The 25202-nt window shown below is 40.8% G+C and carries 26 protein-coding genes and 1 tRNA gene; 10 read left to right on the top strand and 17 right to left on the bottom strand.

Features of this window, described 5'->3' with window-relative positions:
- The first annotated feature begins 4 nt into the window (after positions 1-4).
- A complete protein-coding gene (recG, locus tag H5163_RS10830) occupies positions 5-2086 on the top strand; it encodes an ATP-dependent DNA helicase RecG (RefSeq protein ID WP_182718081.1) in 2082 nt (693 codons plus the stop codon).
- A gap of 50 nt (positions 2087-2136) precedes the next feature.
- Here recG and H5163_RS10835 read toward each other — a convergent pair whose 3' ends face one another.
- Both H5163_RS10835 and H5163_RS10840 read right to left on the bottom strand, forming a co-directional pair.
- Positions 2137-3054, bottom strand: coding sequence for a porin (locus H5163_RS10835; RefSeq protein ID WP_182735124.1), 918 nt, complete (start codon positions 3052-3054; stop codon positions 2137-2139).
- 159 nt (positions 3055-3213) lie between these two features.
- Positions 3214-4089, bottom strand: coding sequence for a LysR family transcriptional regulator (locus H5163_RS10840; RefSeq protein WP_145237078.1), 876 nt, complete (start codon positions 4087-4089; stop codon positions 3214-3216).
- Positions 4090-4180: 91 nt separating this feature from the next.
- Between H5163_RS10840 and H5163_RS10845 the strand changes: the two genes are divergently transcribed.
- Together H5163_RS10845 and H5163_RS10850 are read left to right on the top strand one after the other, a co-directional pair.
- Complete coding sequence (locus H5163_RS10845; RefSeq protein WP_145237075.1) at positions 4181-4555, top strand: DUF413 domain-containing protein; 375 nt, start codon at positions 4181-4183, stop codon at positions 4553-4555.
- 89 nt (positions 4556-4644) lie between these two features.
- Positions 4645-5880, top strand: a complete 1236-nt coding sequence (locus tag H5163_RS10850; RefSeq protein ID WP_182735125.1) for a response regulator — start codon at positions 4645-4647, stop codon at positions 5878-5880.
- Here the strand turns inward: H5163_RS10850 and rarD are convergent.
- Together rarD and H5163_RS10860 are read right to left on the bottom strand one after the other, a co-directional pair.
- Positions 5877-6800 (bottom strand): EamA family transporter RarD, encoded by a 924-nt coding sequence (gene rarD, locus H5163_RS10855; protein ID WP_182735126.1) that lies wholly within the window; start codon positions 6798-6800, stop codon positions 5877-5879. The two genes, H5163_RS10850 and rarD, sit on opposite strands and share 4 nt — an antisense overlap.
- Before the next feature lie 52 nt (positions 6801-6852).
- Complete coding sequence (locus tag H5163_RS10860) at positions 6853-7308, bottom strand: thioesterase family protein (protein WP_182731614.1); 456 nt, start codon at positions 7306-7308, stop codon at positions 6853-6855.
- Between the two features lie 110 nt (positions 7309-7418).
- On the opposite strand from H5163_RS10860, the gene recQ reads away from it, so the two are divergent.
- The 4 genes from recQ (at position 7419) to H5163_RS10880 (ending at position 11952) form a co-directional block, all read left to right on the top strand.
- Complete coding sequence (recQ, locus tag H5163_RS10865) at positions 7419-9242, top strand: DNA helicase RecQ (protein WP_182735127.1); 1824 nt, start codon at positions 7419-7421, stop codon at positions 9240-9242.
- A 15-nt stretch (positions 9243-9257) separates the two neighbouring features.
- The gene (locus H5163_RS10870) at positions 9258-9557 is read left to right on the top strand and encodes a DUF3630 family protein (protein WP_145237057.1); all 300 of its coding nucleotides are present in this window, start codon (positions 9258-9260) and stop codon (positions 9555-9557) included.
- Positions 9558-9626: 69 nt separating this feature from the next.
- Positions 9627-11333 carry a hypothetical protein gene (locus H5163_RS10875; RefSeq protein ID WP_404936311.1) on the top strand — a complete coding sequence of 569 codons (1707 nt, stop codon included), beginning with the start codon at positions 9627-9629 and terminating at the stop codon, positions 11331-11333.
- A 52-nt stretch (positions 11334-11385) separates the two neighbouring features.
- The gene (locus tag H5163_RS10880; RefSeq protein WP_145237051.1) at positions 11386-11952 is read left to right on the top strand and encodes a mechanosensitive ion channel domain-containing protein; all 567 of its coding nucleotides are present in this window, start codon (positions 11386-11388) and stop codon (positions 11950-11952) included.
- 72 nt (positions 11953-12024) lie between these two features.
- Here the strand turns inward: H5163_RS10880 and H5163_RS10885 are convergent, their stop codons facing one another.
- Genes H5163_RS10885 through H5163_RS10895 form a run of 3 tightly spaced genes read right to left on the bottom strand, consistent with a single transcriptional unit; the run spans position 12025 to position 14414 of the window.
- Positions 12025-13083, bottom strand: a complete 1059-nt coding sequence (locus H5163_RS10885; protein ID WP_145237048.1) for a succinylglutamate desuccinylase/aspartoacylase family protein — start codon at positions 13081-13083, stop codon at positions 12025-12027.
- Positions 13070-13975, bottom strand: coding sequence for a 30S ribosomal protein S6--L-glutamate ligase (gene rimK, locus H5163_RS10890; RefSeq protein WP_145237045.1), 906 nt, complete (start codon positions 13973-13975; stop codon positions 13070-13072). Before rimK ends, H5163_RS10885 begins: the two co-directional genes overlap by 14 nt.
- 10 nt (positions 13976-13985) lie before the next feature.
- Positions 13986-14414, bottom strand: a complete 429-nt coding sequence (locus H5163_RS10895) for an ATP-dependent zinc protease (RefSeq protein WP_145237042.1) — start codon at positions 14412-14414, stop codon at positions 13986-13988.
- 149 nt (positions 14415-14563) lie between these two features.
- Here H5163_RS10895 and H5163_RS10900 point away from each other — a divergent pair, with 149 nt between their 5' ends.
- Entirely contained in the window at positions 14564-15535 is a 972-nt protein-coding gene (locus H5163_RS10900) for a zinc transporter ZntB (protein ID WP_182735129.1), read from the top strand.
- 6 nt (positions 15536-15541) lie between these two features.
- Here the strand turns inward: H5163_RS10900 and H5163_RS10905 are convergent, their stop codons facing one another.
- Positions 15542-17647: an ATP-binding protein gene (locus tag H5163_RS10905; RefSeq protein WP_145237036.1), complete on the bottom strand. Its 2106-nt coding sequence runs from the start codon at positions 17645-17647 to the stop codon at positions 15542-15544.
- Between the two features lie 353 nt (positions 17648-18000).
- Positions 18001-18075 (bottom strand) — tRNA-Arg (locus H5163_RS10910).
- Positions 18076-18330: 255 nt separating this feature from the next.
- Here H5163_RS10910 and H5163_RS10915 point away from each other — a divergent pair.
- Positions 18331-18513 (top strand): helix-turn-helix domain-containing protein, encoded by a 183-nt coding sequence (locus H5163_RS10915; RefSeq protein WP_145237033.1) that lies wholly within the window; start codon positions 18331-18333, stop codon positions 18511-18513.
- Here the strand turns inward: H5163_RS10915 and H5163_RS10920 are convergent.
- The 3 genes from H5163_RS10920 to H5163_RS10930 are packed head-to-tail and all read right to left on the bottom strand — an operon-like array spanning position 18510 to position 20225.
- Positions 18510-19316 (bottom strand): phosphotransferase, encoded by an 807-nt coding sequence (locus H5163_RS10920; RefSeq protein ID WP_182735130.1) that lies wholly within the window; start codon positions 19314-19316, stop codon positions 18510-18512. The genes H5163_RS10915 and H5163_RS10920 overlap by 4 nt on opposite strands.
- An 8-nt stretch (positions 19317-19324) precedes the next feature.
- Positions 19325-19948 carry a nicotinamide riboside transporter PnuC gene (gene pnuC / locus H5163_RS10925; RefSeq protein ID WP_145237027.1) on the bottom strand — a complete coding sequence of 208 codons (624 nt, stop codon included), beginning with the start codon at positions 19946-19948 and terminating at the stop codon, positions 19325-19327.
- A 25-nt stretch (positions 19949-19973) separates the two neighbouring features.
- Complete coding sequence (locus H5163_RS10930) at positions 19974-20225, bottom strand: hypothetical protein (protein WP_145237024.1); 252 nt, start codon at positions 20223-20225, stop codon at positions 19974-19976.
- Positions 20226-20356: 131 nt separating this feature from the next.
- Here H5163_RS10930 and H5163_RS10935 point away from each other — a divergent pair, with 131 nt between their 5' ends.
- Entirely contained in the window at positions 20357-20596 is a 240-nt protein-coding gene (locus H5163_RS10935) for a DUF2960 domain-containing protein (protein ID WP_145237021.1), read from the top strand.
- 9 nt (positions 20597-20605) lie between these two features.
- Here H5163_RS10935 and alr read toward each other — a convergent pair whose 3' ends face one another.
- From alr to H5163_RS10960, 5 genes are all read right to left on the bottom strand, one after another.
- Positions 20606-21685: an alanine racemase gene (alr, locus tag H5163_RS10940; RefSeq protein WP_145237018.1), complete on the bottom strand. Its 1080-nt coding sequence runs from the start codon at positions 21683-21685 to the stop codon at positions 20606-20608.
- The gene (gene dnaB, locus H5163_RS10945; protein ID WP_145237015.1) at positions 21685-23064 is read right to left on the bottom strand and encodes a replicative DNA helicase; all 1380 of its coding nucleotides are present in this window, start codon (positions 23062-23064) and stop codon (positions 21685-21687) included. The genes alr and dnaB overlap by 1 nt, the downstream gene beginning before the upstream one ends.
- A 100-nt stretch (positions 23065-23164) precedes the next feature.
- A complete protein-coding gene (locus tag H5163_RS10950) occupies positions 23165-24109 on the bottom strand; it encodes a DUF4097 family beta strand repeat-containing protein (protein ID WP_182735131.1) in 945 nt (314 codons plus the stop codon).
- 11 nt (positions 24110-24120) lie between these two features.
- On the bottom strand, positions 24121-24603 hold the full coding sequence (locus H5163_RS10955) for a hypothetical protein (protein WP_182731620.1): 483 nt from the start codon (positions 24601-24603) through the stop codon (positions 24121-24123).
- Entirely contained in the window at positions 24590-25141 is a 552-nt protein-coding gene (locus H5163_RS10960) for an RNA polymerase sigma factor (protein ID WP_182718069.1), read from the bottom strand. The genes H5163_RS10955 and H5163_RS10960 overlap by 14 nt, the downstream gene beginning before the upstream one ends.
- Positions 25142-25202: the final 61 nt, after the last annotated feature.

Genomic DNA, 25202 nt, shown 5'->3' on the forward strand with positions numbered 1-25202 from the left:
TATTGTGTCAAAGCCAACTTTAAGCCGCTACCCAATCACTGACCTCAAAGGCGTTGGTCCAAAGATGGCCGAGCGGCTAAAAAAACTCGGCATTAGCACAGTGCAAGATATGCTCTTTCATCTACCGCTTCGATATGAAGACCGCACCCGTATTTATGCTATCAGTGATTTAGCTGTGCATAGTCATGTCAGTATTGAAGCCACCATAGAAACCAGCCAAATTACCTTTGGTAAACGTAAAATGCTCGTTTGCCAAGTTAACGATGGTACTGGACGACTCACCCTGCGATTTTTTAATTTTACTGCAGCACAAAAGAATACCTTAAGTAGCGGTAAGGTGATCCGCTGTTTTGGCGAGGTACGACGTGGCAGAGTCGGTTATGAAATGACTCATCCTGAATACAGCCTCAGCGATACACCGAGCGAACAACCAACAGCAACCACACTAACGCCTGTTTACTCGACAACGGAAGGGTTAAAACAACTGTCGATCCGTGCATTAAGTGATCAGGCGATTGCATTACTTGAAAAATATCAGGTAGAAGAGTTATTGCCAGTGCAATTCCAACACGCTGGTATGGATTTAACTCAAGCACTGCTACTTTTACATCGCCCCGCTAATGATGTAGATATCACCGCATTAGAGCAAGGCCTGCACCCGGCTCAACAACGTTTAGTGTTTGAAGAGTTACTGGCGCAAAATTTGAGCTTATTAAAATTACGTCAACAAGGACAGCAAGTAAAAGCAGTTGCTCTGAACCCTATTAATCATCTGGAGCATGATTTTTTAGCGCAGCTCCCCTTTGCTCCAACCAACGCGCAAAACAAAGTCGTCGCTGAAATAAAAAACGATTTGCAGTCTCCTTATCCAATGATGCGCTTAGTACAAGGCGATGTTGGCTCAGGTAAAACCCTGGTTGCGGCACTGAGCGCCTTAACAGCTATCGCACAGGGCTATCAGGTGGCATTAATGGCACCCACCGAAATTCTGTCAGAACAACATGGCATTACTTTCGAAAATTGGTTTACGGCTTTAGGTATAACTACAGCATGGCTCGGTGGTAAAACCAAAGGAAAAGAACGCAGCGCAACGCTTGAAAAAATAGCATCAGGTGAAGCGCAAATGATTGTTGGGACTCATGCGTTATTTCAAGAACAAGTAACATTTAATAACCTAGTGCTTATTATTATTGACGAACAACACCGCTTTGGCGTCCATCAGCGCTTATCGCTACGAGAAAAAGGCCGTTTTGGTGATTGCTATCCCCATCAACTGGTTATGACAGCAACACCGATCCCACGTACACTGGCGATGACAGCTTATGCCGATTTAGAAACGTCCGTGATTGATGAGTTGCCACCAGGACGTACCCCAATTAAAACCATTGCACTACCTGATACGCGTCGTGATGAAATTATTGCTCGTGTAAAAACAGCCTGTACCGAGCAAGGTCGTCAAGTATATTGGGTATGCACCTTAATTGATGAATCGGAAGCATTGCAATGCCAAGCAGCAGAAGATAGCGCACTGCAATTAACTCATGCACTGCCAGAGTTAACTATAGGATTAGTTCATGGCCGTATGAAAGCAGCAGAAAAGCAAGCTATTATGAGCGAGTTCAAAGCTGGAAAAATTCATATATTAGTGGCGACAACGGTCATTGAAGTCGGTGTAGATGTGCCGAATGCCAGTTTGATCATCATTGAAAATCCTGAACGGCTTGGCCTTGCACAATTACATCAGTTACGTGGTCGAGTTGGTCGTGGTGCAATCGCATCCCATTGTGTGCTTTTATACCACGCACCGCTGTCTCATACTGCACAAAAACGTTTGGCTGTTCTAAGAGATAGCAATGATGGTTTTGTAATTGCAGAACGTGATTTGGAAATTCGTGGTCCAGGTGAAGTGCTCGGCACAAAACAAACAGGTTTAGCGGAATTTAAAATTGCTGACTTAACCAGAGATAAGCACACACTCAACTTAGTCAGACCTATCGCACTACAAATGCTCCGCCAGTATCCTGAACAAGTAGAACAACTAATCAATCGCTGGCTTGCGGGTAAATCAGTGTATGCACAAGCTTAATAGTAAAAAGCCTTACTGTAATAAGTAAGGCTTTTTCAACAGTCTAAAGACTAAAACTTGTATTCCATGCCAACACCTAAGTAATCTTGATCAACATTGCTGTCCATATCAAAATTAGTGTAGAAGGCAAATAACTTGGTGTTTTTGCTCAAGGAGTGATCAACACCTGCAGAGATGGCAGACTTTTTATCACCCGCATCAAAATCCATTACTTGGTATTGAACTTTAAATGTATTGCTATCAAGAGTGTAAGCCGCATTAACTAAATAACCATCGGCATCACCGCTACCATCCACTTTTTCTTGGCTTTGGTACATTGCACCTAATTTAAAATCAGCTACCTTCCCTTGCACGGTAGCGCGTACAACATCATAACCATTAACTTCACTGTCGGCAGCAACTGATGCATAAACATTGCTTTTCTTCAGTCCAGCATCGCCATAAGTAAGTGCTAATGAATAACCGCTATCGCCATCACTGTCTTTTTCTGCAACGTAAGTTGCAAGCACTTTAAAGCCACTTAAATCCTTCGATGAATAAGTAACTGTATCACTAAGACGGTTTTCACCTTTAAATAAATTTTTGATATCACCTTCAAGGTTATCAAATAAATCCAACTTTCCTTGTGATTGCTTTAAAGCAGTATCATTACGGCCAATCACTAGTTGACCAAATCCACCTTTTAAACCAACGTATTGATTACGTGATGTAACCGTGTCTTTTGAATCATCAGAAACATTAACTTGAAATTCGAACTTATAAATAGCTTCTAAGCCATCACTGATGTTTTCAGAACCTTTAAAACCGATTCGCGATGCATTGCTTTTAATTTCGCTGAATGACCCTTCACCGTCATCCGAAGATTGCACAGAGACATTTGCTTTACCATACACATCAACATCAGCAAATGCAGAAAAAGATAAACCACTTAACACAGCTAGTAATAGGCTCGACTTTGCAAATTTCATATTATTTCCTCAATAAACGCAACAGACTAATTTTTAATTCGCTGCATTTTGCCTGCGGTAAATGACAGAAATATTACAACAGAAATATTTATGACTCATATTATTCATAAAAAGGAACAACAAAAGACATCAAATCAACACAAAACTGTCATATATAGCTTACTTAGCACTAAATTCACTGCTTATTGTTGGTGTTAATTCCAGTAATAAATTAACCAACGTCTCAAGCAAGGGTTTTTGTTCATTATCTCTGTGATAAGCGACAAAAATATCCCGAGAAGTATGTTCCACATCAGACACTCGATGTAGCTCCCCTTTATCTATATGGCTTTTCGCTAAAACTTCAGGAATAAATGCACTACCTCCACATTGTAGTATCAAATCTAATGCAATGCGTCCTGTGCTGGTACGAAAATATGGTGGAGTGTGGCCAGTAAATTGCCGTGCATGCCAAAGTGAGAAGGTAGTTCCCCAGTCAACATAGACATATTGATTATCAAAAAAGTTATCATTAGCAGCTCCTTCAAATGCACTGATAGGTATAATTGGCAAGGTGCAAATACGCTCAACTACTAATTCATCCACTTTTGGTGGATCAAATAAAATCGCTAGATCTAAGGTGCGCTCTAATAATAACCTTGTACTTTCTTGCTGTGCTTTAACTTCAGCCACCAGCGATACCCCTGGCATTGCAGAAACAATATTAGTGATACCAAACTGTAAAAAAGCATCCCAAATATTGGGCGTCCCTGCTAAACTTACTTGCTTATGCATATTATCAGCAAGAGCAACATCGACTTTAGCTCGTTGCATACCAGTAATAATCATTTGCGCATGGGGTAATAAGCGCTCCCCTGGTGCAGTCAATTGGATGTTATTACGTTGGCGGATAAATAAATTAACCCCTAGTCCTTGTTCTAATTGACGAATTCGAAAACTCACCGCAGACTGCGTAATGTAAAGGTTTTCAGCCGCTTTACCAAAGTGACGAGTACGTACCACTTCGACAAAGGTTTTCAATAAATCTATATCCAATTATTTATCCTCACGATAAAAATTTTTTGTTTAATAAATTGCGCAACTTGATCCATACTCCAGCTTGAAAATAGGGTATGAGGAAACAGCAATGAGCAATGATATTTCACTACTTCGCCAAGCATTTGTAAGCCAACGTCAGTTTTATGATGATCAAAACTTTCCGCGCGGATTCGGCCGCAGCGGTAATTTCACCTTACTAGAAGCCAGTATCCTTGAACAACACGGTGTTGTTCTAAAAGGGTTATATAATAAAACCCTTGAACCACAAAATGAAATCCAAGAACAATTTTTTGCCGTTGTCTCTGGTAATCAAGAACCAACCAACGCAATTGAACGTGCGTGGATTAAATACCTAAAGCTAACGACCTGTAAAGCAAAGTTTCATACTCTGTTTGGGCGTTCTAAAATTTCAAGTCCTGCACCACAAAATCCAGACTACTATTCGGAGTCTGATAGTTTATAAAAGTAATGGTGTTATTTGCTTTTTCGTGTTTTAACAGTTACAACTTGTATAACTGAATAAACTTGGTTATGCCAAAAACAAGGTGTTACGTGACACGAAAAATACTCATCATTGAAGATACGCCAACTATAGCGCGAGTGCAAAAACACATTGCAATTAAAGTTGGCTATGATGCAGATATAGCCTGTTCTTTAGCGCAAGCAAAAGAGTTAATTAGTAAAAATAACTATTTTTGCGCTGTAGTAGACTTTATTCTACCTGACGCACCACAAGGAGAGGCTGTACCCTGCACTATTGAAGCTCAAATTCCTACCATAGTAATGACCGGCAATATAGATGAAAAGACCCGTGATATCGTCGAAAAATATCCAATAATTGATTACATCACTAAAGAGAACAAGCAAGCCTACCATTATTTAGAAAAGCAACTACAGCGCTTACCTCGCAACGAAAACGTTAAAGTATTAGTCGTCGATGACTCACCATCAGCACGACTGCATATATGCAGCTTGCTTAAACGTCATAAATATCAAATATTACAAGCCTGTGATGGCATTGAAGCACTTGCTGTGCTCGAACAAACACCCGATATAGCCGTTATAATTGCAGATAACGAAATGCCTAACATGAATGGTGATGAGTTATGCGGTGAAATTCGTCGCTTATACAGTAATGATGAAAAAGCAATAATCGGTATTTCCGGCTCAAATGCAGCGCATCTTTCGGCGCGTTTTTTGAAAAATGGCGCAAACGACTATTTACGCAAACCATTTAATAACGAAGAATTTTATTGCCGTTTGAGCCAGAACGTTGACATGCTGGAACAAATTGCCACCATTCGCTTGCAAGCGAACACTGACTATTTAACTAAACTACCTAATCGTCGCTACTTCTTTGAAGAAACCACAAAATCATTAAAGCAAATGCAGAAAAAAGAGTTAATTCCCTCTTTGGCGATGCTCGATATTGACCATTTCAAAGCAATCAACGATACCTACGGCCATGATGCTGGTGATGAAGTACTAAAAGGGCTTTCAATTTGTTTCGCAAAATACTTTACAAAAGACTTGGCGGCTCGTTTAGGCGGTGAAGAGTTTGCTGTGTATTTTAATGACACAAATAAAGATGAAGTATTAAAACGTCTGAATAATTTTCGTCACTTTGTTGAGCTCAATAGCCCTGAATTTAGCAAAGAAAAAATTCAATTCACGCTTTCTATTGGTTACGCACACGGGCCTGTTTATCAAATTGATGAATTATTAAAACAGGCCGATATTAAGCTTTATGAGGCTAAAGCAACTGGCCGCAATAAAGTCATTGCTTAAACAGGCTTAGTGGGTGCAGGGATATTTTCACGTTTACGCTTTTGTGATTGTCGATAGGAATCCCAACTAAAGATAGCCAGCGCACTCCAAATACAAGCAAATGTTACTATTCGTTCAGCACTAAATACTTCACCATAAAATACCACCGCCAACACAAACATTAAACTTGGCCCAATATATTGGAAAAACCCTAAGGTAGTATACTGCAATCGCTTGGCAGCACCTGTAAAGCAAAGTAGTGGCAGTGTGGTAATAACGCCTGCACTGATCAACAATACATTAGTATGCCAATCATTCGCTACGAAATCAGAGCTATTCGATGGCGCCATTAACCACCAATATACTAAAGCAACTGGCAATAATATTAATGCCTCTAGTAGTAACCCCGGCAATGATTCGATAGGTAACTTTTTACGAAGTAAGCCATACACCGCAAATGACCCTGCTAATGAAAGTGCGACCACCGGAAATGAGCCAAAACTAATAACTTGGATCACCACACCACATAACGCCAGAGCAACCGCTAGCGCTTGCCATTTGCGTAGTTTTTCACTTAAAAAAAGCATACCTAGCAGTACGTTTAATAACGGATTGATATAATAACCAAGACTTGCATCAAGCATATGATCATTATTAACCGCCCAAATAAATAGCCCCCAGTTAAAGCCAAGTAAGGTGGCCGTAATAACCAGCATAGCAATTAGTTTAGGGTGTTTAAGCACATGCTGCACTTTATGCCATTGCTTCATTACTGCAACAATGATGACGATGAATAATACCGACCAAACCACACGATGCATCAGTATTTCAAAAGCTGATATATGCTGTAGTAATTTAAAATAAATAGGTGCTAAGCCCCACATAAAAAAAGCCATACAGGCTAAGATAACACCTTTACGCTGTTCAGGATTAGTTGGCATAGATTGTTTCTGATGTAGATGAAAGGCCGCTAGTTTACCTGCCAGCTACGCTTTATCCAACTAAATAAGTTGCCGTGCCAAAAGCTATTTGAGTACCTTGTTCGTTATGGAGCTCCATCCGACATACGCATACTTTATTACCGGAGCGAATTAGCTTGGCACTAGCGGTAAATTCAAGTCCTTTGCCTGGACGCAAGTAATCAGTGCGCAAATCGATGGTGCCGAGCGTCGCTAGCTTGGTTTGAATACTAACTATATTAAGCTCAGTGAGCTTATCTATCATCGCCGCCGCAGCGAGCATCCCCCCCACATTATCAAGCACCGCAGAGATCACACCACCGTGGAGAATTTTTTGAGCGGGATTACCGATAAAGACATCCTGCCAAGGAAAGCTTATTTGCGCTTGTTCCGCATCTAGTGATTTAACTTTTATTTGTAAAAACTGGTTAAACGGCATTTGCTCTACAAAAACTTTAGCAACTTGGTCAATTAATTGGGCTTTATTCATTATTATTATCCGCAACTTTATAACTGGTAAGATGAGTAAAGCACAACTAAAAAGAAAGTGCGATAAAAAGCACCTATGCAAGGTCGCCTAAAAGCTCTAAAATGTCCGCGATGAATACACCAAATCCCACAGCAAGCACCGTAGTGCGCAGTCCCGCAGCTATACTCAAACAAGTGTTTGGCTATAGCGAATTTCGTGATGGCCAAGAAACGGTGATCAATGCAGCCCTTAACGGCCAAGATTCGCTAGTATTGCTGCCAACTGGCGGCGGTAAATCAGTATGCTACCAAGTGCCCGCGCTTGCCTTAAGCGGTCTGACAGTCGTTATTTCGCCATTAATTTCCCTTATGCAAGATCAAGTATCACAATTGCAAGCGCTCGGGGTGAAAGCGGCGTATATCAATAACAGTTTAAACCGCGACGAACAGCAGCAAATATATCAACAACTGCACAGTGGTTTGCTTAAGCTACTGTATGTTGCACCTGAAAAAGTGCTGCAACATGAATTTAAAGAGCGCTTAAGTCACCTTAATATTAGTTTATTTGCGATTGACGAAGCTCACTGTGTATCACATTGGGGTCATGATTTTCGCCCTCACTACTGCCGCTTAAGCGAACTAAAACAACGCTTTGCAGATGTGCCTATGATGGCGCTCACAGCGACAGCTGATAAAGCCACGCGGTTTGATATCGTCCAGCAGCTTGGTTTAAATGCCCCCTATATACACACTGGTAGTTTCGATCGACCAAATATTCGTTACACCATTGAAGAAAAATTCAAACCGCTGGCGCAATTACTTCGCTACTTAAAAGAACAACAAAATCAAAGTGGTATTATTTATTGCACCAGTCGAAAACGAGTTGATGAAATAGCTGAAAAGATCGCTGATGCGGGAATGAACGCAGCGGCTTACCATGCTGGTATGAGTAACGAGCAACGCCAATTTGTACAAACCGGTTTCGCCCGTGATGATATCCAAATTGTGGTGGCTACTGTAGCCTTTGGCATGGGCATCAATAAACCCAACGTCCGTTTTGTACTGCATTATGATATTCCCAAAAGTATCGAGTCTTACTATCAAGAAACTGGCCGTGCTGGCCGTGATGGCTTGGCCGCTGAAGCTATTATGTATTTTGATCCGGCCGATATTGGCCGTGTTAGGCGATTTTTTGAAGACATTGAAGATGAACAACGTCGTCGTGTCGAAGAGCAACGTTTTAACGCCATGGCCAGCTTCGCAGAAGCACAAACATGTCGTCGACAAATACTTCTTAACTATTTTAGTGAATATCAACGCGAACCGTGCGGTAACTGCGATATTTGCCTAAATCCACCAAAAAGTTTTGATGGTACTTTAGTGGCAAAACAAGCCCTTTCGTGTGTGTATCGTGCCGAACAACGGTTTGGTTTAGGCTACATAGTTGAGCTACTGCGCGGAGCAAATACCAGCCGCATTAGGGATAACAATCACCACCAACTCAGCACTTATGGCATTGGTAAAGACCACAGTAGTGAATTTTGGCTCAGTATTTTACGCCAACTGATTCACCAAGGCTTACTGAGTCAAGATATCACCCAAGGCTCAGCACTGCGCTTAACCGAAGGAGCTCGCGCTATTTTGAAAGGTCAATACGCGCTGCAAATGGCTGAACCACGTCTGCAAGCGAAGCACGTATACCAAGACAAGCTCGCTCAGTTTAATTACGATAAAAAGCTATTTGCCAAACTACGTGCCTTACGTAAAGAGCTTGCCGATGCGGATGATGTGCCACCATATGTGGTGTTTAACGATAAAACCCTCGCAGAAATGGCGCAACTAATGCCAACCAATGACAGTGAATTTCTCAAAGTGTCAGGAGTTGGCTTTACTAAACTCAATAAGTACGGCAGCCCTTTTTTACACGCCATACGCGACTACTTAGCCCAGTCTTAAATAAAGAGAAAATTGATGACTCAGCTGCAACTAGATAATCAACATAATGCTATTATTATTATCCCCAGCGAAATGCCCAACGATGATGATTTCGAGCTTTGGGCGCAGTTATTTTTACATGGCCCAGAAATAGTAATTGGTGAATTTGCAGCGGGAGCGGATCGCCACCAATGCCGCTTTACGTATGCGCAGCAGAGCTTTAATTTAAACTTTGAACATTACAGTAACAGCATTTGGATTAATGGCGAAGGCATTGAAGCTGAGCATTTATTAGCAGCTTTAGCACACTATTTTCTTACACTATTGCAACAATGAGGTAGACTTATACACTAACTTAGTGTGTAGTGGGTAAACGCTAAAAACCCATAATCAAGGATTTCAATGGTGATAAATAACGCTTATGCACTTTTATTGTCTAGCTGTTGCAGCACTTTGCTCTATTCATCCTATGGCTTAGCGCAATCGTTTAATGACGGGCAGCAAAGTTGCAGTAATCAGCGCACAACTACACCCACTGAAAAAAATCTACGTCGCCAACTTGATGTTGATATACAGCTGCCAGAAAAAACTAATAATGCAAAAATAGCCCAGGTCGAACTTGAGCAACTCAACGTTTTCAATACCAATTTAGAAGCAGAAAATAACGCATTATTTCGCTTTGCTAATCGCGTTCATATGACCACAGAGCCTAATGTTATAAAAAGTATTTTATTGTTCGAACCTGGTGATCACTATGAGCCGAAAAAACTCGCCGAATCAGAGCGCTTATTACGTCGCCAAAGTTATCTATACGATGCCAGAATAAAAGCAGAAACTAACTGCAATGGTGACATAGATGTGAAAGTGATCACCCGCGACTTATGGACGTTACTACCAGAAATTAGCTTTAGCCGCAGCGGTGGCGAAAATAAATCGAGTATTGGTTTTCGTGAATCCAATTTATTTGGCTGGGGTAAACGTTTATCACTCGCTCGCACTACTGATGCTGAACGAAATGGTTACCTGTTTGTTTATGATGATCCTAATATACTTTCTAGCCGCTACCGTGGTCGCATAGAATACTCTGATAACGACGATGGTAAACGCCATTTATTCGAGCTTAGCTACCCTTTTTACTCTATTGAGACACCTTACAGCTATGGTTTATTAAGCTTTTCTGATCAACGAACTGAATCTCTTTACAAACGTGGTGAAGTATTCAGTCAATTTATCCAGAAAACAGACTATAATCGCATTCACTTTGGCCACTCTAAACAGCTTGCTAATAATTGGACTCAACGCATTAGCGTCGGTTATACCCATGAACAGCAAGCTTTTGAGAGCACAGTAAATACCGTCACACCATTGGCTGAAAAACGGGAGCTAAGCTATCCATATATCAATGGTCATTGGTTTGAGGATCACTACATAAAAGTGCGTAATTTCGACAGTATTTATCGTACTGAAGATTTAAATCTTGGTTGGAATGTGCAAGGTTTATTAGGCTATGCAAGTGAAGAACTAAGCAATGACGATAGCCGCGCTATTTACTCTTTTGATGCGAAAAAAGCTCATTTTAGTGGCGATAATACCCTTTGGCGCTTTCATGCTAGCCTAGATGGTAATTGGAACGAACAACAAAGCAAAGTAGAGAACTTACTCGCGAGCACTCAAGTGCAGTATTATTTAAACACCAGTTTTGAACAATCGTGGTATGCCAAAATACGCTTAGACTATGCTAAAAACCTAACTCCCGACAAACAGCTAATCTTAGGCGGCGAAAATGGCCTACGTGGCTATCCGCTAGACTACCAACAAGGCGATCGTAGTTTTTTAGTTAATCTTGAAAAACGCTATTATTGGGAATACGACCTGCTTCAGCTGTTTAAAGTTGGTGGAGCTGCATTTTTTGATATTGGTCGCGCTTGGTTTAATGACCAAAATAACGGTAAAAATGGCCAAGTATTGAAAAATATAGGTATCGGGTTACGGCTCGCTCCAAGCAGAGCAAATGCAGGAACTGTGATCCATTTAGATATCGCCGCTCCACTTGATAAAAGTGATGATGTTGATTCTATTCAATGGCTAGTCACTGTAAAAAATTCCTTTTAAAGTGTGCTAAAAACGCTAAACTAGTTGCTCCTAAACCGCATTTGGATTGATTGTGGAACTGTTAGATATTCTTAGCACGCAGTATAAACTCGTCGTCACTTTAGTTGCTCTGTTACTTTTTCCTGTACTATTAAAACTGACTAAAAAATTACTCGAAAAAACTATTAAGGGCAAAGTCGATATTCACCGTAAATATCGTGCCGAACTATTACTGAAAATTATTCTCGCATTTGTAATGCTGTGCTTAGTGTTAGTTTTTTGGGGTATTGAATTACGGGGTTTACTGGTACTTGGCTCATCTTTGTTTGCCATGCTAGGTGTTGCACTATTTGCAGCTTGGTCGCTATTAAGCAATCTAACCTCGTTTTTGCTAATGTTTATTCAAAATGACTGTCGTGTTGGTTATTGGGTTAGAGTTATTGACGGCGCGAACTTTGTTGAGGGGCGTATTGTCGAGATGGGCTTGATGAATGTGGTATTAGAACATGTTGATGGGCACCGAGTTATTTATCCTAATAACCTATTTGTTACTCGCCCGGTGATGGTTTTAAATAAAGAGCCGAAACCTACTAAAGCAATCGCGGTTAAGCGCGCTATTGGACCTAAAAAGCTGCAATAAACGAAAAGCACATAACAAAAAGCCGTTTAAGAATATCCTTAAACGGCTTTTTTGATCAGTTACAATCAGCAATTAATTATTTAATTCCGCTGTTTTTAACTCATCTTCAATATCACTTATTTCATCAATAAAGGTTTCAAGCTGTTGTTCTACCAAGCTGTTTGCGTGAGCAAAATATGCTAAATGAAACACTGCATCACCTTCATTAACCAGTGGCATAGTTTGTTGACCAATCACTATACCACTTCTTGGCGCTAATAATTCCAGCTCAGAATCACCGAGCGGGCTACTGATATAAGCTAATATTTGCCCTTTCATTACTCGCTCACCCAATGATACTTGCGCACGCACAATGCCATCGACTTCAGCACGCACCCAACTGGTTGAGCTGGCAATAATTGGCTCAGGTAACTTTTTAGCGCGCTTGCCACGGATCATTTTTAAATGACGCATGACATAATCAACGCCTTGCATACCAGCCGCTATTGCAATTGGATCAAACCGCAGCGCTTCTCCAGCTTCGTATGTGATCACCGGAATACCTAAGTTCGCGGCCTCACTTCGCAGTGAACCATTACGAAGTGAGGCATCAATAACGGCTGGTGTACCAAATGCATTCGCCATTTGTGCCGTTGCTTCATCACTCAAATCTGCGCGAATTTGCGGTAAATTGGTGCGATGTATTGCGCCAGTATGTAAATCAATAATATGCGTACAATGAATGGCCACTTGCGAAAAAAACATATGTGCCATACGTCCAGCAAGCGATCCACGAATAGAACCTGGAAAGCTGCGATTCATATCACGGCGATCAGGTAAATAACGTGACTTATGAATAAAACCAAATACGTTAACAATCGGTACAGCAATCAGCGTACCACGCAGCTGGTTAGCATCTATTTTTGCTAATAATTGGCGTACGACCTCTACGCCATTGAGTTCATCACCATGAATAGCCGCACAGACCATTAAAACAGGCCCTGCTTGAACTCCATTCACTACCTCTATTGGGATATTCAACGGCGAATGGGTGTACAGCTTAGCTGCTTCTAGGGCCAGCGTCTTACGCTCACCGACACCCACCGTTTCACCTAATAAAGTAAACGCACTATTGATTCTAACCTTTGCCACGCGTTGCGGTCCTTTTGGTTGCAGCGGTTTTTTCGATAAATTCGATCACCATACCTGCAATATCTTTTCCTGTTGCTACTTCGATACCTTCAAGACCTGGTGAAGAGTTAACTTCCATTACCAAAGGTCCGCGAGATGAACGAAGTAAATCAACCCCAGCTACGTTCAAGCCCATTGCTTTAGCTGCAGCTACTGCTGTTCTACGTTCTTCTGGCGTAATACGCACTAATGTTGCACTGCCACCGCGGTGTAAATTAGAACGGAACTCACCATCTTGTGCTTGACGCTTCATTGCGGCAATCACTTTGTCACCAAGTACGAAACAGCGGATATCAGCACCACCAGCTTCTTTAATATACTCTTGTACCATGATATTAGCTTTTAAGCCCATAAAGGCTTCAATAACACTCTCAGCAGCTTTACGTGTTTCAGCTAACACCACACCAATGCCTTGAGTACCCTCTAACAGCTTAATAACTACAGGTGCACCGCCAACCATTTCAAGTAAGTCTTTAACGTCATCTGGCTTGCTAGCAAAACCGGTTACCGGCATACCAACGCCTTTACGTGATAACAACTGTAACGAACGTAATTTATCTCGCGAACGTGAAATAGCAACTGATTCATTAACAGGAAATACATTCATCATTTCAAACTGACGCAGTACTGCACAACCATAAAAAGTAACTGAAGCACCAATACGCGGGATTATGGTATCAAAATCTTTTAAATTTTCACCGCGATAATGGATCTCTGGTTGCTCAGAGTTAATGTTCATGTAACAACGTAATGCATCGATCACTTTTACTTCATGACCACGCATCTCAGCTGCTTCAATTAAACGACGCGTTGAATATAAATTCTTGTTACGAGATAAAATACCAATTTTCATAGTTAAAACCTTAACTATCTAATAAATGAGATAAAGCCGGATCAACGACTATACGATTTTCCATGGCTGTGCGCCCTAATAACATTCTAAACTTCATACTCGCTCGGCTGGTCAAAGTGACTTCTATTGGCCAACTTTTATCACCAGCGCAGAGCTTAGTCTCAATAAAATACCGTAACTCACGCTGCCCACTTGAGCTGGTTACATATTTCATCTTTTTTACTTTAGCATCACACTCAATTTGAGTGTGCTCATCTTCTTGCAAAGGCTGAGCAATAAATTTAACCCACTTTTCGCCTTCTCGCTCATATTCTTCAATATTAAGAGCATGAATACATGACGTACGGGCGCCCGTATCAATCTTAGCCTTAATTTGATTAATGCCAAGCTCAGGTAAACTTAACCACTCACGCCAACCAACAATTATCTTTGCCGTCATAAATGTGCCCTTTAATAAAAAACTGTCTTATACGCTACACGGATAAAAACACAAATGAAATAATTTTATCCAAATGATAAGCTAATTTAATTGACCTAAGTCACTCAATAGTCAACTATATTAACATACAGGATTAATGAGAATTTACTATGTTCAATGGTTTACTACACGCACTTATACTTGATGAACAAGGCGGCGCACGCACAATTGATAATAGCGCAGACCTACATAACTGGCAGCCTGAGCAAGGTAAATTGTGGGTTCATCTTGATTATAGCCAAAGTGAAGCCATAGATTGGTTACAAAACAGTGAATTGTTGACTGATTATGAACTTGCATCATTAACAGCCGATGAAACACGCCCTCGTATCACCAAAGTAACTAACGGTTGTATGTTGTTTTTACGAGGCGTGAATTTAAATCCTGCGCAGAGCCCTGAAGACATGGTCTCAATTCGTTTATTTATCAATGAAAATGTAGTGGTCACTACCCGAAAACGCCGTTTACTTTCAGTCCAAGATATTTTAGCTGCACTGGAAGAAAAAAATGGGCCAGTTAGCATTTCTGAATTAGTTTGCCAACTTACACAAAATCTTACCTCACGTATGCAAGGGGTAATTGATGGTTTAGATGACACTCTAGATATTTTTGAAGATGAAATTGACGAGCCGACCAAGCGCTTTGATAACCAAGGACTGTCGCAGTTACGCCGTCAATCAATTGGTTTAAAACGCTACTTAAGGCCACAAAAAGAAGCGCTCAGTACTTTAATGGCAAACAAATACAGCTGGCTTAGTGAAAACGACAAAGCCAAGTTAAACGAAACCACCAATCTACTGATCCGCTTTATTGAAGAATTAGACAGCTCTATTGAACGTGCGCAAATTATTCAACAAACCATTACTAATCAGGTTTCTGAACAATTAAATCAGCGTATGTATGTGATGTCGGTGGTTGCGGCACTGTTTTTACCGCTAGGATTTTTAACCGGTTTACTTGGCGTAAATGTAGGCGGTATCCCTGGTACAGAGAGCCCTTACGCATTTAGTTTTTTTGTTATATTTTTAGTCGTGATCACCGGTGCCATCGGCGTTTACTTCAAAAATAAAAAGTGGCTTTAAAAATACTCACGGTTGTTCAATTACATTAATTGGTATAGTAATGATAAAAGTAGTGCCAGTACCTAATTGACTCTGGCACTCTATCGTACCGGCTAGTTTATGTATTACTAAATTATAAACAATGTGCAACCCCAAACCTAAGCTCAGTTGTGCGTTATTCGTAGAAAAGAACGGGTCAAATACTTGCTTGCGGACATCTTCTGGCATGCCTTTACCATTATCGCTGATTATCAGCTGAAGTTGTTCATCATGTTTACTCACTGTAATGTTCACCTCCCCAGGCGTTGAATCATCAAAAGCGTAAACTAAGGCATTTTCCACTAGCTGCCCTAAAATTTGCGAGAATGCACTTGGTGAGGCAAAAAAACGAATTTCTTGCTGGTATTGGCATTTAACTTTATGAGGGGTTTGGTCAACACGTGAGTGGATTGACAGCAGAATATTATCGATATACTCACCTAAGTTAAACCAGCGATTTTCCTGTGTATCGTTGTCTACCGCAACTTGTTTAAAGTTATTGATTAGATTTGTAGCTCTGTGGAGATTAACGCTCAATAACTCTGTGCTTTGTATTATATGATCATAGGCCTGATTAAACTCCTCTCTCGACATGTTACCCGCAGCCGCTTTGCCATGAATAGTTTTCGAGGTGCTTTCCAGTACTGATGCAGCCGTGACGCAAATGCCCAATGGGGTATTTATTTGATGAGCAACTCCAGCAACTAATCGTCCTAACGACGCATGCTTTTCATTTTCAATTAACTGTTGCTGAGTACGTTTTAGCTGTTCCAGCGATAATGTTGCTTCTTTGGTCTTAGTCTCAAGCTCAGCAGTACGCAGAGCCACTTTACGCTCAAGTACCGCATTTAACTGTTTTACTTGTTGCTGTGAAGACATCAACTTGGTATTCGCATCTTCAATCTCACTGACGTAGCTTTTTACTTGTAAGTACACATCATTTAAAGCAGTAATAATTGGGGTAAACTCATTGCGTTTAGCATACTCAACTGGCAGTAGATTAACTTGCTTATTACTACCATAACGAATAGAGCTTTTTATGATATTTAATACCTGATCAAAAGGGCTAAACAAAGCTTTGAGGATAAAAATCATCAGTATAATAAAGCCGAGCCCTATGCCACTGCCTGTGATTAAAGCCCAAGAAGACACTTTATCAACTTGTTTACTTAAATCATTTTTAGGAACTAATGAGCCAAAGATAAAACCGCTCTCACTAAGCTGATAAAAAATATACTTATCTTCAATTGCTAGCTGCTCAAACCCAAAGCTATTGACCTTACTTAACCGACTTTGAGCTACTAATGTTGCCGCCCAAGGAAAGTCATCGGTCAACTGCTGTACCGTTTGAGGCTTGTCTGTAAAGCCAATAATTAACTCAGAATCCCGGTGAAATAAAAATGATTGTGCATTTTCGGTCACTTTAATGCTGACTAAAAACTCACTTAACTCAGCTAAAGACCAGTCGAGCGTAGCCATACCAATCGGACTGCGGTTATCGTCAAGCATCACCGCATCTATGGTCATCATCAACGAGAATGAGCCTGCATCATCGTAATAAGGGTTAGTCCAAAATATAGGACGATAGCTTGATTGGTTTAATCCCCACCCTTGCTGTACAGCAAGCTGGTACCAATCCTGAGAAAAATAATCGTACTGTGGTGTATTGAGATCCCACGTAAATTGCAGCTGTTTATTTTCTTTATATACATATGGGCCAAAATAACGATACTGCTCATCCAGTACCTGCGGTTGATACCAAAGCCCTCCGCCCATAGCTTGCTCAAAACTAGTAAACTTGTTTTGTAACGTGCGCTGAGCCAGTTCCTTGATATCAGCCATGGGAGTAGATTTTTGATGACGCAGAAAGTATAACTGTTCACCACTTAGAGCCAGATCGATCGCATGACCTTGCATTTGTTCTGTAAGATGATTGATACGGGAAATAGTGCCATTAAACACAGCCTGAATTTCATTTTGCTTAAATTCATCCAAAGATTCTTTGTAAATTAGCGTGTTGAATAACTGTAGGGTTGAATAAGCCAATATCTCAAACAAAATGACAAACACCAGAATACGGGTTTTAATATTCATTCAATCTCCAGAGTACCCTTTGCTAAAGAGCTCATTTAACACAACACTCACAGGCATTGCCTAATAACAACTGTGCTCGACTTACTTAGTATGCAAAAGGACATGAAACTGTAATCCCCCCATTTTTAATGGAGGCGAGCTGTAGTGCATAATACAATTCCCTAAGATAATGAATTATGAGTATAGCCCAGTTGTCAGTTTTACCACTTGTGCAATTTATTTAATTCAAAATATTAGTAGGGGTTTATTTACATCATGAGTACTAAAAGAGTGTGATTGAGGGCAAACACAGTGGAGTAAGATAGAGAGTTATTATTGATGGCCTTTGATGAAAGGCTGGGCATTATTGCAAATGGCGCTCTCGGTAGGGATCGAACCTACAACTCAGCCTCCGGAGGGCCACGTGATATCCATTTCACCACGAGAGCACATTTGTGCCACCACACCAACTCGCGATATCAGTGCTTAGGCCGAGCAATAATAAAGGCATATGCAATTAAATGCTAGCTTCTATCGCTTAGATGCTTAATAATTCAGCAAATTATAATAAATTACTTCACAAGCAAGCAAAAAACAGCTATTAAATTATACTTAATAAAAATCACTAACCATTTTGCAACATATAAATGCCCGTTTAACGACTTTTAAGGCGCTTGTAAAAGGTTTAACATGAGGAAGTATCTATGAGTTTAATGTCAACCGAGCAAGTAGCGGAGTTTTTAGGGGTTAAAGTTGAACGTGTAAAGCGTCTTGCCCGGGAAAGTTTATTAATATCGAAATCTGTTGATGAAAACGGCGAACCACTATTTGATGCAGATGAAGTTGCAAAATACAAAGAACTTGCGGCGCGTTTTGGTGGTCTTTAACGATGCTCCATTGAGCTAATCAAACAATCCAACTGCGTACGCAACTCAGTCACTTTATTATCGACTGAGCGTGCGCTATACCAACAAATACACAACACTAAAAACACCAACTGATAGCATTCAAGCTTTTGCAGTGAATAGTGAAATTTTTGAATAGCAGGCAATTGCTGTTGGTAGTTTGAAAGTAAGCTATTTTTTTGCTTATCATTCAACGCAAAGCTAACAGTTAGTGCTGCTAAATCGAAGTATACGTCATTACTTTTAGCGTACTCAAAGTCAATTAAAAACATGCCTTCGCTATTCACAATAATGTTTTCTTTTACTAAATCATTATGGCAAAAACCTTCATCACGGGGTAATAACGCGATTTGCTTTAATGCATCCTCAACGCTTGCTTGATATTGCTGGTATAAGCGAGTTTTTTTATAAAAATCCAGCTCATACTTTATATCCATCGCCTCAGTAACAACATCATGGCAATGAAAAGCAATCAACTTTTGCAACAACTCTAAAGTGTAATCCCCTTGTGCAATATCCCCCTCTAGGTATTCAAAAATCGCCAGCTTGTTAACTTCATCAGTCCACAGTGGTTTGGGGCATACCTGCTGCTGTGCAAATACAGTTTGTGCTGCCAAGCCTTGCGCTGGCCAATGCTCGCGATAGCACTTTAATAAAAAAGCCTGCTGTGCAGTACGCACTAAAAAGTTATCGTTACTTAAACCGCTAAATAGCCGCTCATTGCTCAATACCTTTAGTTGTGGATCAAAAGCGGCAAAAATGCCGCTAATTTCTTTACCTGTCATACTGCTTCTTATAATTGCGCCAAAGGCTTAGCTTGATTTTGCTCATACTCTTCATACCAGGTTTTAAACCCCCATGCTGCCATTATGGTGTAGAAAATAAACAGCGCTAATGTTGGGTAGTAGCCTTTCTCGTAATACAAATACATCGAAGCCGCATCAATAACAATCCAATACAGCCAATTTTCCAGTACTTTTTTCGCAACTAAATACGTTGTAACAACAGCAAAACAGGTTGTAAAACTATCTAAATAAGCAAAGTCTGCATGGGTGTGATTGTTCATCACATAACCAAATATTAATGCCACAATCGAAGTCGCAATAATAATGAATAAGTGTTGATGCAAGCACCATGAGGTAATCACTAATTGATGTTTATTAGCGTCGCCTTTTCGCCATATTACCCACCCATAAACCGCCATATACATATAGTAAAAATGCAATAGCGATTCCATTAATAAAGCACCATTCCAATACATTATGGTATAAATAAGGGTGCTAAAAAATGCCGCAGGCCAACACCACAGATTTTCTTTTATTGCTAATAGCAAATATGCCATAGAGAGCGCCACTGCGATATATTCCCAGTGCGACATTGCAGTAAACCCTGCGAGAGTTTCTGTAATAAATTCCATAATTGATCCACTAAGGCTTTAGCTGCTATTGGGGAGAGAGATCACCATTGAGGAATTTACAAACAAAAATAGCTTTGCCAAACTCTTCGTATGAACGTTTTATCTCTGTACTAAGCACTGACATTACTAAATCGTAATCCCCAAAAATTTGCGTCGACAAGGTATTTGTTATTACTTTTAAATCGTCATATTCATTTAAGCGATCAATAAACCCCTTAATAAATGGGATATAATCTTGATGAAGTGGGTACTTACTGATCTCTACAGATAATTTCATGACAATTCCTTGGTTTATTTAAAAATATGACCGTTATTGTAACTTGAGCTAAGCTACAAGTCATTCAAAGGTAGAGCGGATGTCGAAGAAGGTGTAAAATTAACGCAATTAAATTATTTTATGAGTGACTCATGGCACGACGCATTACGTACAAATTTAAAAATCAGCCTCGCGAAATTAATTTTGCAAAAGATAAATACCGCGATATGTATCAGGCTATTGCTGCGGCTGAAGGGATTGATTTAACAAATTATTTAAAGATGGAACAGCAAATTGCTATGACTTCAAAAGGCTCAGCGGCAGTGCGTAATTTTCGTGATGAAGAGTTTGCTCGCATGGGTTTTAGCGATGTGTATTTTATCAAAGAGTAACGCTTAGCATTACTCTAAATATTCATAGCTTACCCGTGGGGTAATATTACAGACTAACTCGTAAGGGATTGTCGTGGCACATTGGGCGATTTCTTCAACGGGTAATTCTGGGCCCCACATCACCACCTCATCGCCGACTTTGATGCCATCAGCATTTGCACCAATATCAACACTGATCATATCCATAGAGATGTTGCCAGCAATACCATAACGTTTGCCAGCAATCACTACAGGTGTGCCATGTCTAGCATGGCGCGGATAACCATCACCATAGCCCATGGCAACCACTGCAAGCTTAGTCGGCTGAGCACTTTGCCAACAGCCACCATAACCAACACCTTGCGCGGCATCAACATCACGAATTGCAATGACCTTAGTGGTTAAGCGCATCACTGGCTTCAGCTGATGGTCTTTGCCAGAAGTGTTAAGCATTGGTGATACACCATACATCATCAAGCCTGGACGTACCCAGTCGCCATGACCTGCAGGCCAAGCTATAATACCAGCCGAATTTGCTAAACAATGTGCTTGTTGTTTGCCTTGCACTAATGAATCAAACAAAGCAATTTGCTCAGCTGTTTTGGGATCATTAACATCATCGGCACTGGAAAAATGCGTCATTAAATTGATTGTATCTTTAGCGTTATTCGTCGCTTGCAAGCGCTGATAAAAATCATTCAACTGCGTTGGTGCAATCCCTAAACGATGCATACCGGTATTGATTTTTAACCAGCAACTGATTGGTTCATCGAGCTTTGCATTTTCAAGTGCCCTGAGCTGATTTTCATCATGGATAATGGTTTGAAAGTTATTGGCTAATAAAATCGGCAAATCATCTTGATGGAAAAAACCTTCCAGCAACACAATAGGCTTGGTCAGCCCACCCGCCCGCAGTGCTAGAGCTTCATCTATTCGTGCCACTGCAAATGCGTCAGCATCATTAAGGTGCTGCGCTATTTTCACTAAACCATGGCCATAAGCATTGGCTTTTAATACCGCCATAACTTTACTATTAGGCGCAAACTGTCGCACTTGCGCTAAATTATGAGCAAGTGCTTGTAAGTTAATTTCGGCAATAGCTAAACGCATCAGTAATCGTCGTCTACAGCAGGTCCGGCGTAATTATCAAAACGCGAGAACTGACCTTGGAAAGTTAAACGTACTTTACCAATTGGACCATTACGTTGTTTACCTATGATAATTTCAGCAATCCCTTTCTCAGTACTGTCTTCGTTATATACTTCGTCGCGGTAGATAAACATGATTAAATCGGCATCCTGCTCGATAGAGCCTGATTCACGTAAGTCGGAGTTAATTGGGCGTTTATCGGCACGCTGCTCTAGAGTACGGTTTAGCTGCGACAGTGCTACGACTGGGCATTGGAGTTCTTTTGCTAATGATTTAAGTGACCGTGAGATTTCAGCAATTTCTAAAGTACGGTTATCAGAGAGGCTAGGAACGCGCATTAGCTGCAAGTAATCGACCATGATCATACTTATCCCACCGTGATCACGAGCAATACGACGCGCACGTGAGCGAACATCTGTTGGAGTTAGACCTGATGCATCATCAACATACATCTTTCCTTTTTCCATCAGTAGCCCCATAGTTGATGAAAGACGCGCCCAATCGTCATCATCCAATTGACCGGTTCGCACTTTGGTCTGATTAATTCGACCAAGGGATGCCAACATCCTCATCATGATTTGCTCCGAGGGCATTTCTAATGAGTAAATAAGCACAGGCTTATCTTGTGTCATTGCGGCATGTTCAGCTAAGTTCATCGCAAATGTGGTTTTACCCATCGACGGACGGGCGGCCACAATGATTAAATCTGATGGCTGCAAACCAGTGGTCATTTTATCTAGATCGGCATAACCAGTACTTACCCCCGTCACACCATCTTGTGGCGACTGGTACAACTCTTCGATTTTATCGACTGTTTTTTCTAAGATGCTGTGAATACTTTGCGGACCATCGTTACTTTTTGTCCGCTGCTCAGCAATTTTAAACACTTTACTCTCTGCAAAGTCGAGTAAATCGTGGCTGGTGCGCCCTTCCGGATTGAAACCTGCTTCGGCTATTTCATTGGCAACGCCAATCATTTCACGTACCACAGCACGTTCGCGTACGATATTCGCATAGGCGTCGATGTTCGCCGCACTTGGCGTATTTTTAGCAATTTCAGCTAAATAAGCAAAACCACCGATACCACTGAGTAAATTCTTTTTCTCTAAGCTCTCTGATATGGTGATCAAATCGATTGGATCGCCTATTTCAGCAAGCTCGACCATGGCTTCAAAAATAAGCTTATGGGTACGTGTATAGAAATCTTGCGAAACGACCAACTCGGCAACACGGTCAAAGGCTTGATTATCAAGCATTAAGCCACCTAAAACAGATTGCTCTGCTTCAATGGAATGAGGAGGAACTTTAAGAGTGTCGACTTGTTTATCTGGTTTAGCCATAACTTCGCAATACTAACAATGAATGGCCTCTATTCTATCTACTTGGCTACGTTGTGCAAAGAGCAAAGCAGGATTTCTTTTCCTACTTTGCTACGGGAGATTACTTTTGCTTACGTAATTCTATGCGCCCACTGATAGTGTCTATTTCAATATCAGCATCACCACCATTAACCGCAAACTCCAATTCACTTGATGGCCCATATTTCGCTTTTTTAACTTTATCGTCACTCAACTCATTAATAATTTTACCATTGGCATGCGCTTCAATTTCAAACCGCGCAGAAACATCCGTCGGGAAGTAAAAATCGGCATCGCCACTAACAGATTCATAAGTAATTTGCGCACCTTTTAGTAACTCATTAATATGTATTTCACTCTCACCATTTACCGTGCTAATACGTAAGCTTTTTAATGCCTGAAAAGCAAAGTCGATATCGCCATTAACATTCTCTAAGCGAACTTCTTGAGCTGCTGTTTTGGATTTAATATCACCATTGACAGCAGTAAAGCGCAGCGTGCCTTGTGAGTCTTTGTCATTAATTTCGCCGTTTACGGTTTCATAGCGTATATCACCTTTTAAGCCTATCGCACTGACATCACCATTAACGGTATCCACACTAATATTGCCACTGATGTTTTGTAAGTTAATATCACCATTAACGACATCAATATCAGCCCCGGCGATCAAATTTTTAGCACTGATAGTGGCGTTAACACCGGTAAATTCAAGTTCGCTGCTCTTTGGCATATAAATAACTAATTGAGAACCATCGCCACTATTCCAACCGTTATTATTGTTACGCGGCATTTTAACAATAAATTCGATACGATCTCCTGCCACTTCTAAACGATACCCTTGTGCTTTATCATCAAGCTCACCGGTGATCTGTAATTGTGATTTATCCCAGCCCTCAATACGTACATCACCGCGTTGGTTATCTATAAAAATACGCTTATTAGCGGGCACCTCAATTTGTTCATTGATTTTCTCACCAGCAGAGGCGAAAAACGGCAATAAAGTTAGTGCTAATAGTAATGTTTTCATGGTTGATACTCCTAAATTTGTTGCCACTTCGGTGCATGCACCTTATTGATTAGATCTAATTGCTGCTGATAAACCTGTGCGAGCATTTTTAATAACGCTGGATTCTCAGGCTCATTGTCGAGTGCTTGCTTTATTGCCCGCTCAGCGTCCTCTAATTCTGTTAATTGCTGTTGCCAGTTATCTGTCAATGCAGGCTGATTTTGATATTGCACCAACAAGGTTTGTTTTTGCTGGGTAAAATAGTCACTCATCACCACACTTGTCGCAGGCTCAGAGCCGGAAAACAGCAACTGCACGGTTAATAAAGCCGCCACTGAGCATGCTGCCACACCCGCTAATTTAGGCCACAGCGCAGCTTTACCTTGCGCTTGTGGAGCATGCGTTAATGCTTTTTCGATACCTGGCCATAAATCTTTTTGTGGTGAGATCTCTGACTCAGTGTTATTGATTGACTCAGCTAAAAATGTTTCAAAATTAGGCTTACTCATTTTCATACCACTCTTTTAATAACTGACGGGCGCGATGAAATTGCGACTTACTAGAACCCACTGCCATTCCTAACATAGTGGCAATCTCTTCATGGCGATAACCTTCAATGGCGTGCAGCACAAATACCATACGAGCTCGCTCAGGTAGTCGTAATACTAACTTGTCGAGTCCATTTAGACCTTGGCAATCTGTTGCGCTTTGTTCATCCATACCGCTTTGCTCGAAGCTCACTACTTTTTGCAACCAATTTTTATGTTTACGTAAATAGCTAATCGCAATATTACTGGTGACACTGTGCAGCCAAGTTGAAAACTGTGACTGCCCTTCAAAGCTAGCGATTTTATGCCACAGCTGCACAAATACTTCTTGAGTTGCATCTTCGGCATGTTCGCGATCTGCGAGTAACCGTAAGCACAATCCATAAACCCGCTTTACATGTAATTCATAAAGTGCAGCATAAGCATTTTGATCACCGCTTTTTACACGGGTAATAAGTGCATCTTCGCTTAGCTGTGTAAAAGCATGTTTTGCATCTATCAACATCGTTGATGTTGTCCCTTTATGATTATTATTATGAAATGAGTATACCTAAGCACTCAGGAAA

The organism is Pseudoalteromonas sp. SG44-8, assembly GCF_014164125.1.
GTDB classification, from domain to species: domain Bacteria; phylum Pseudomonadota; class Gammaproteobacteria; order Enterobacterales; family Alteromonadaceae; genus Pseudoalteromonas; species Pseudoalteromonas rhizosphaerae.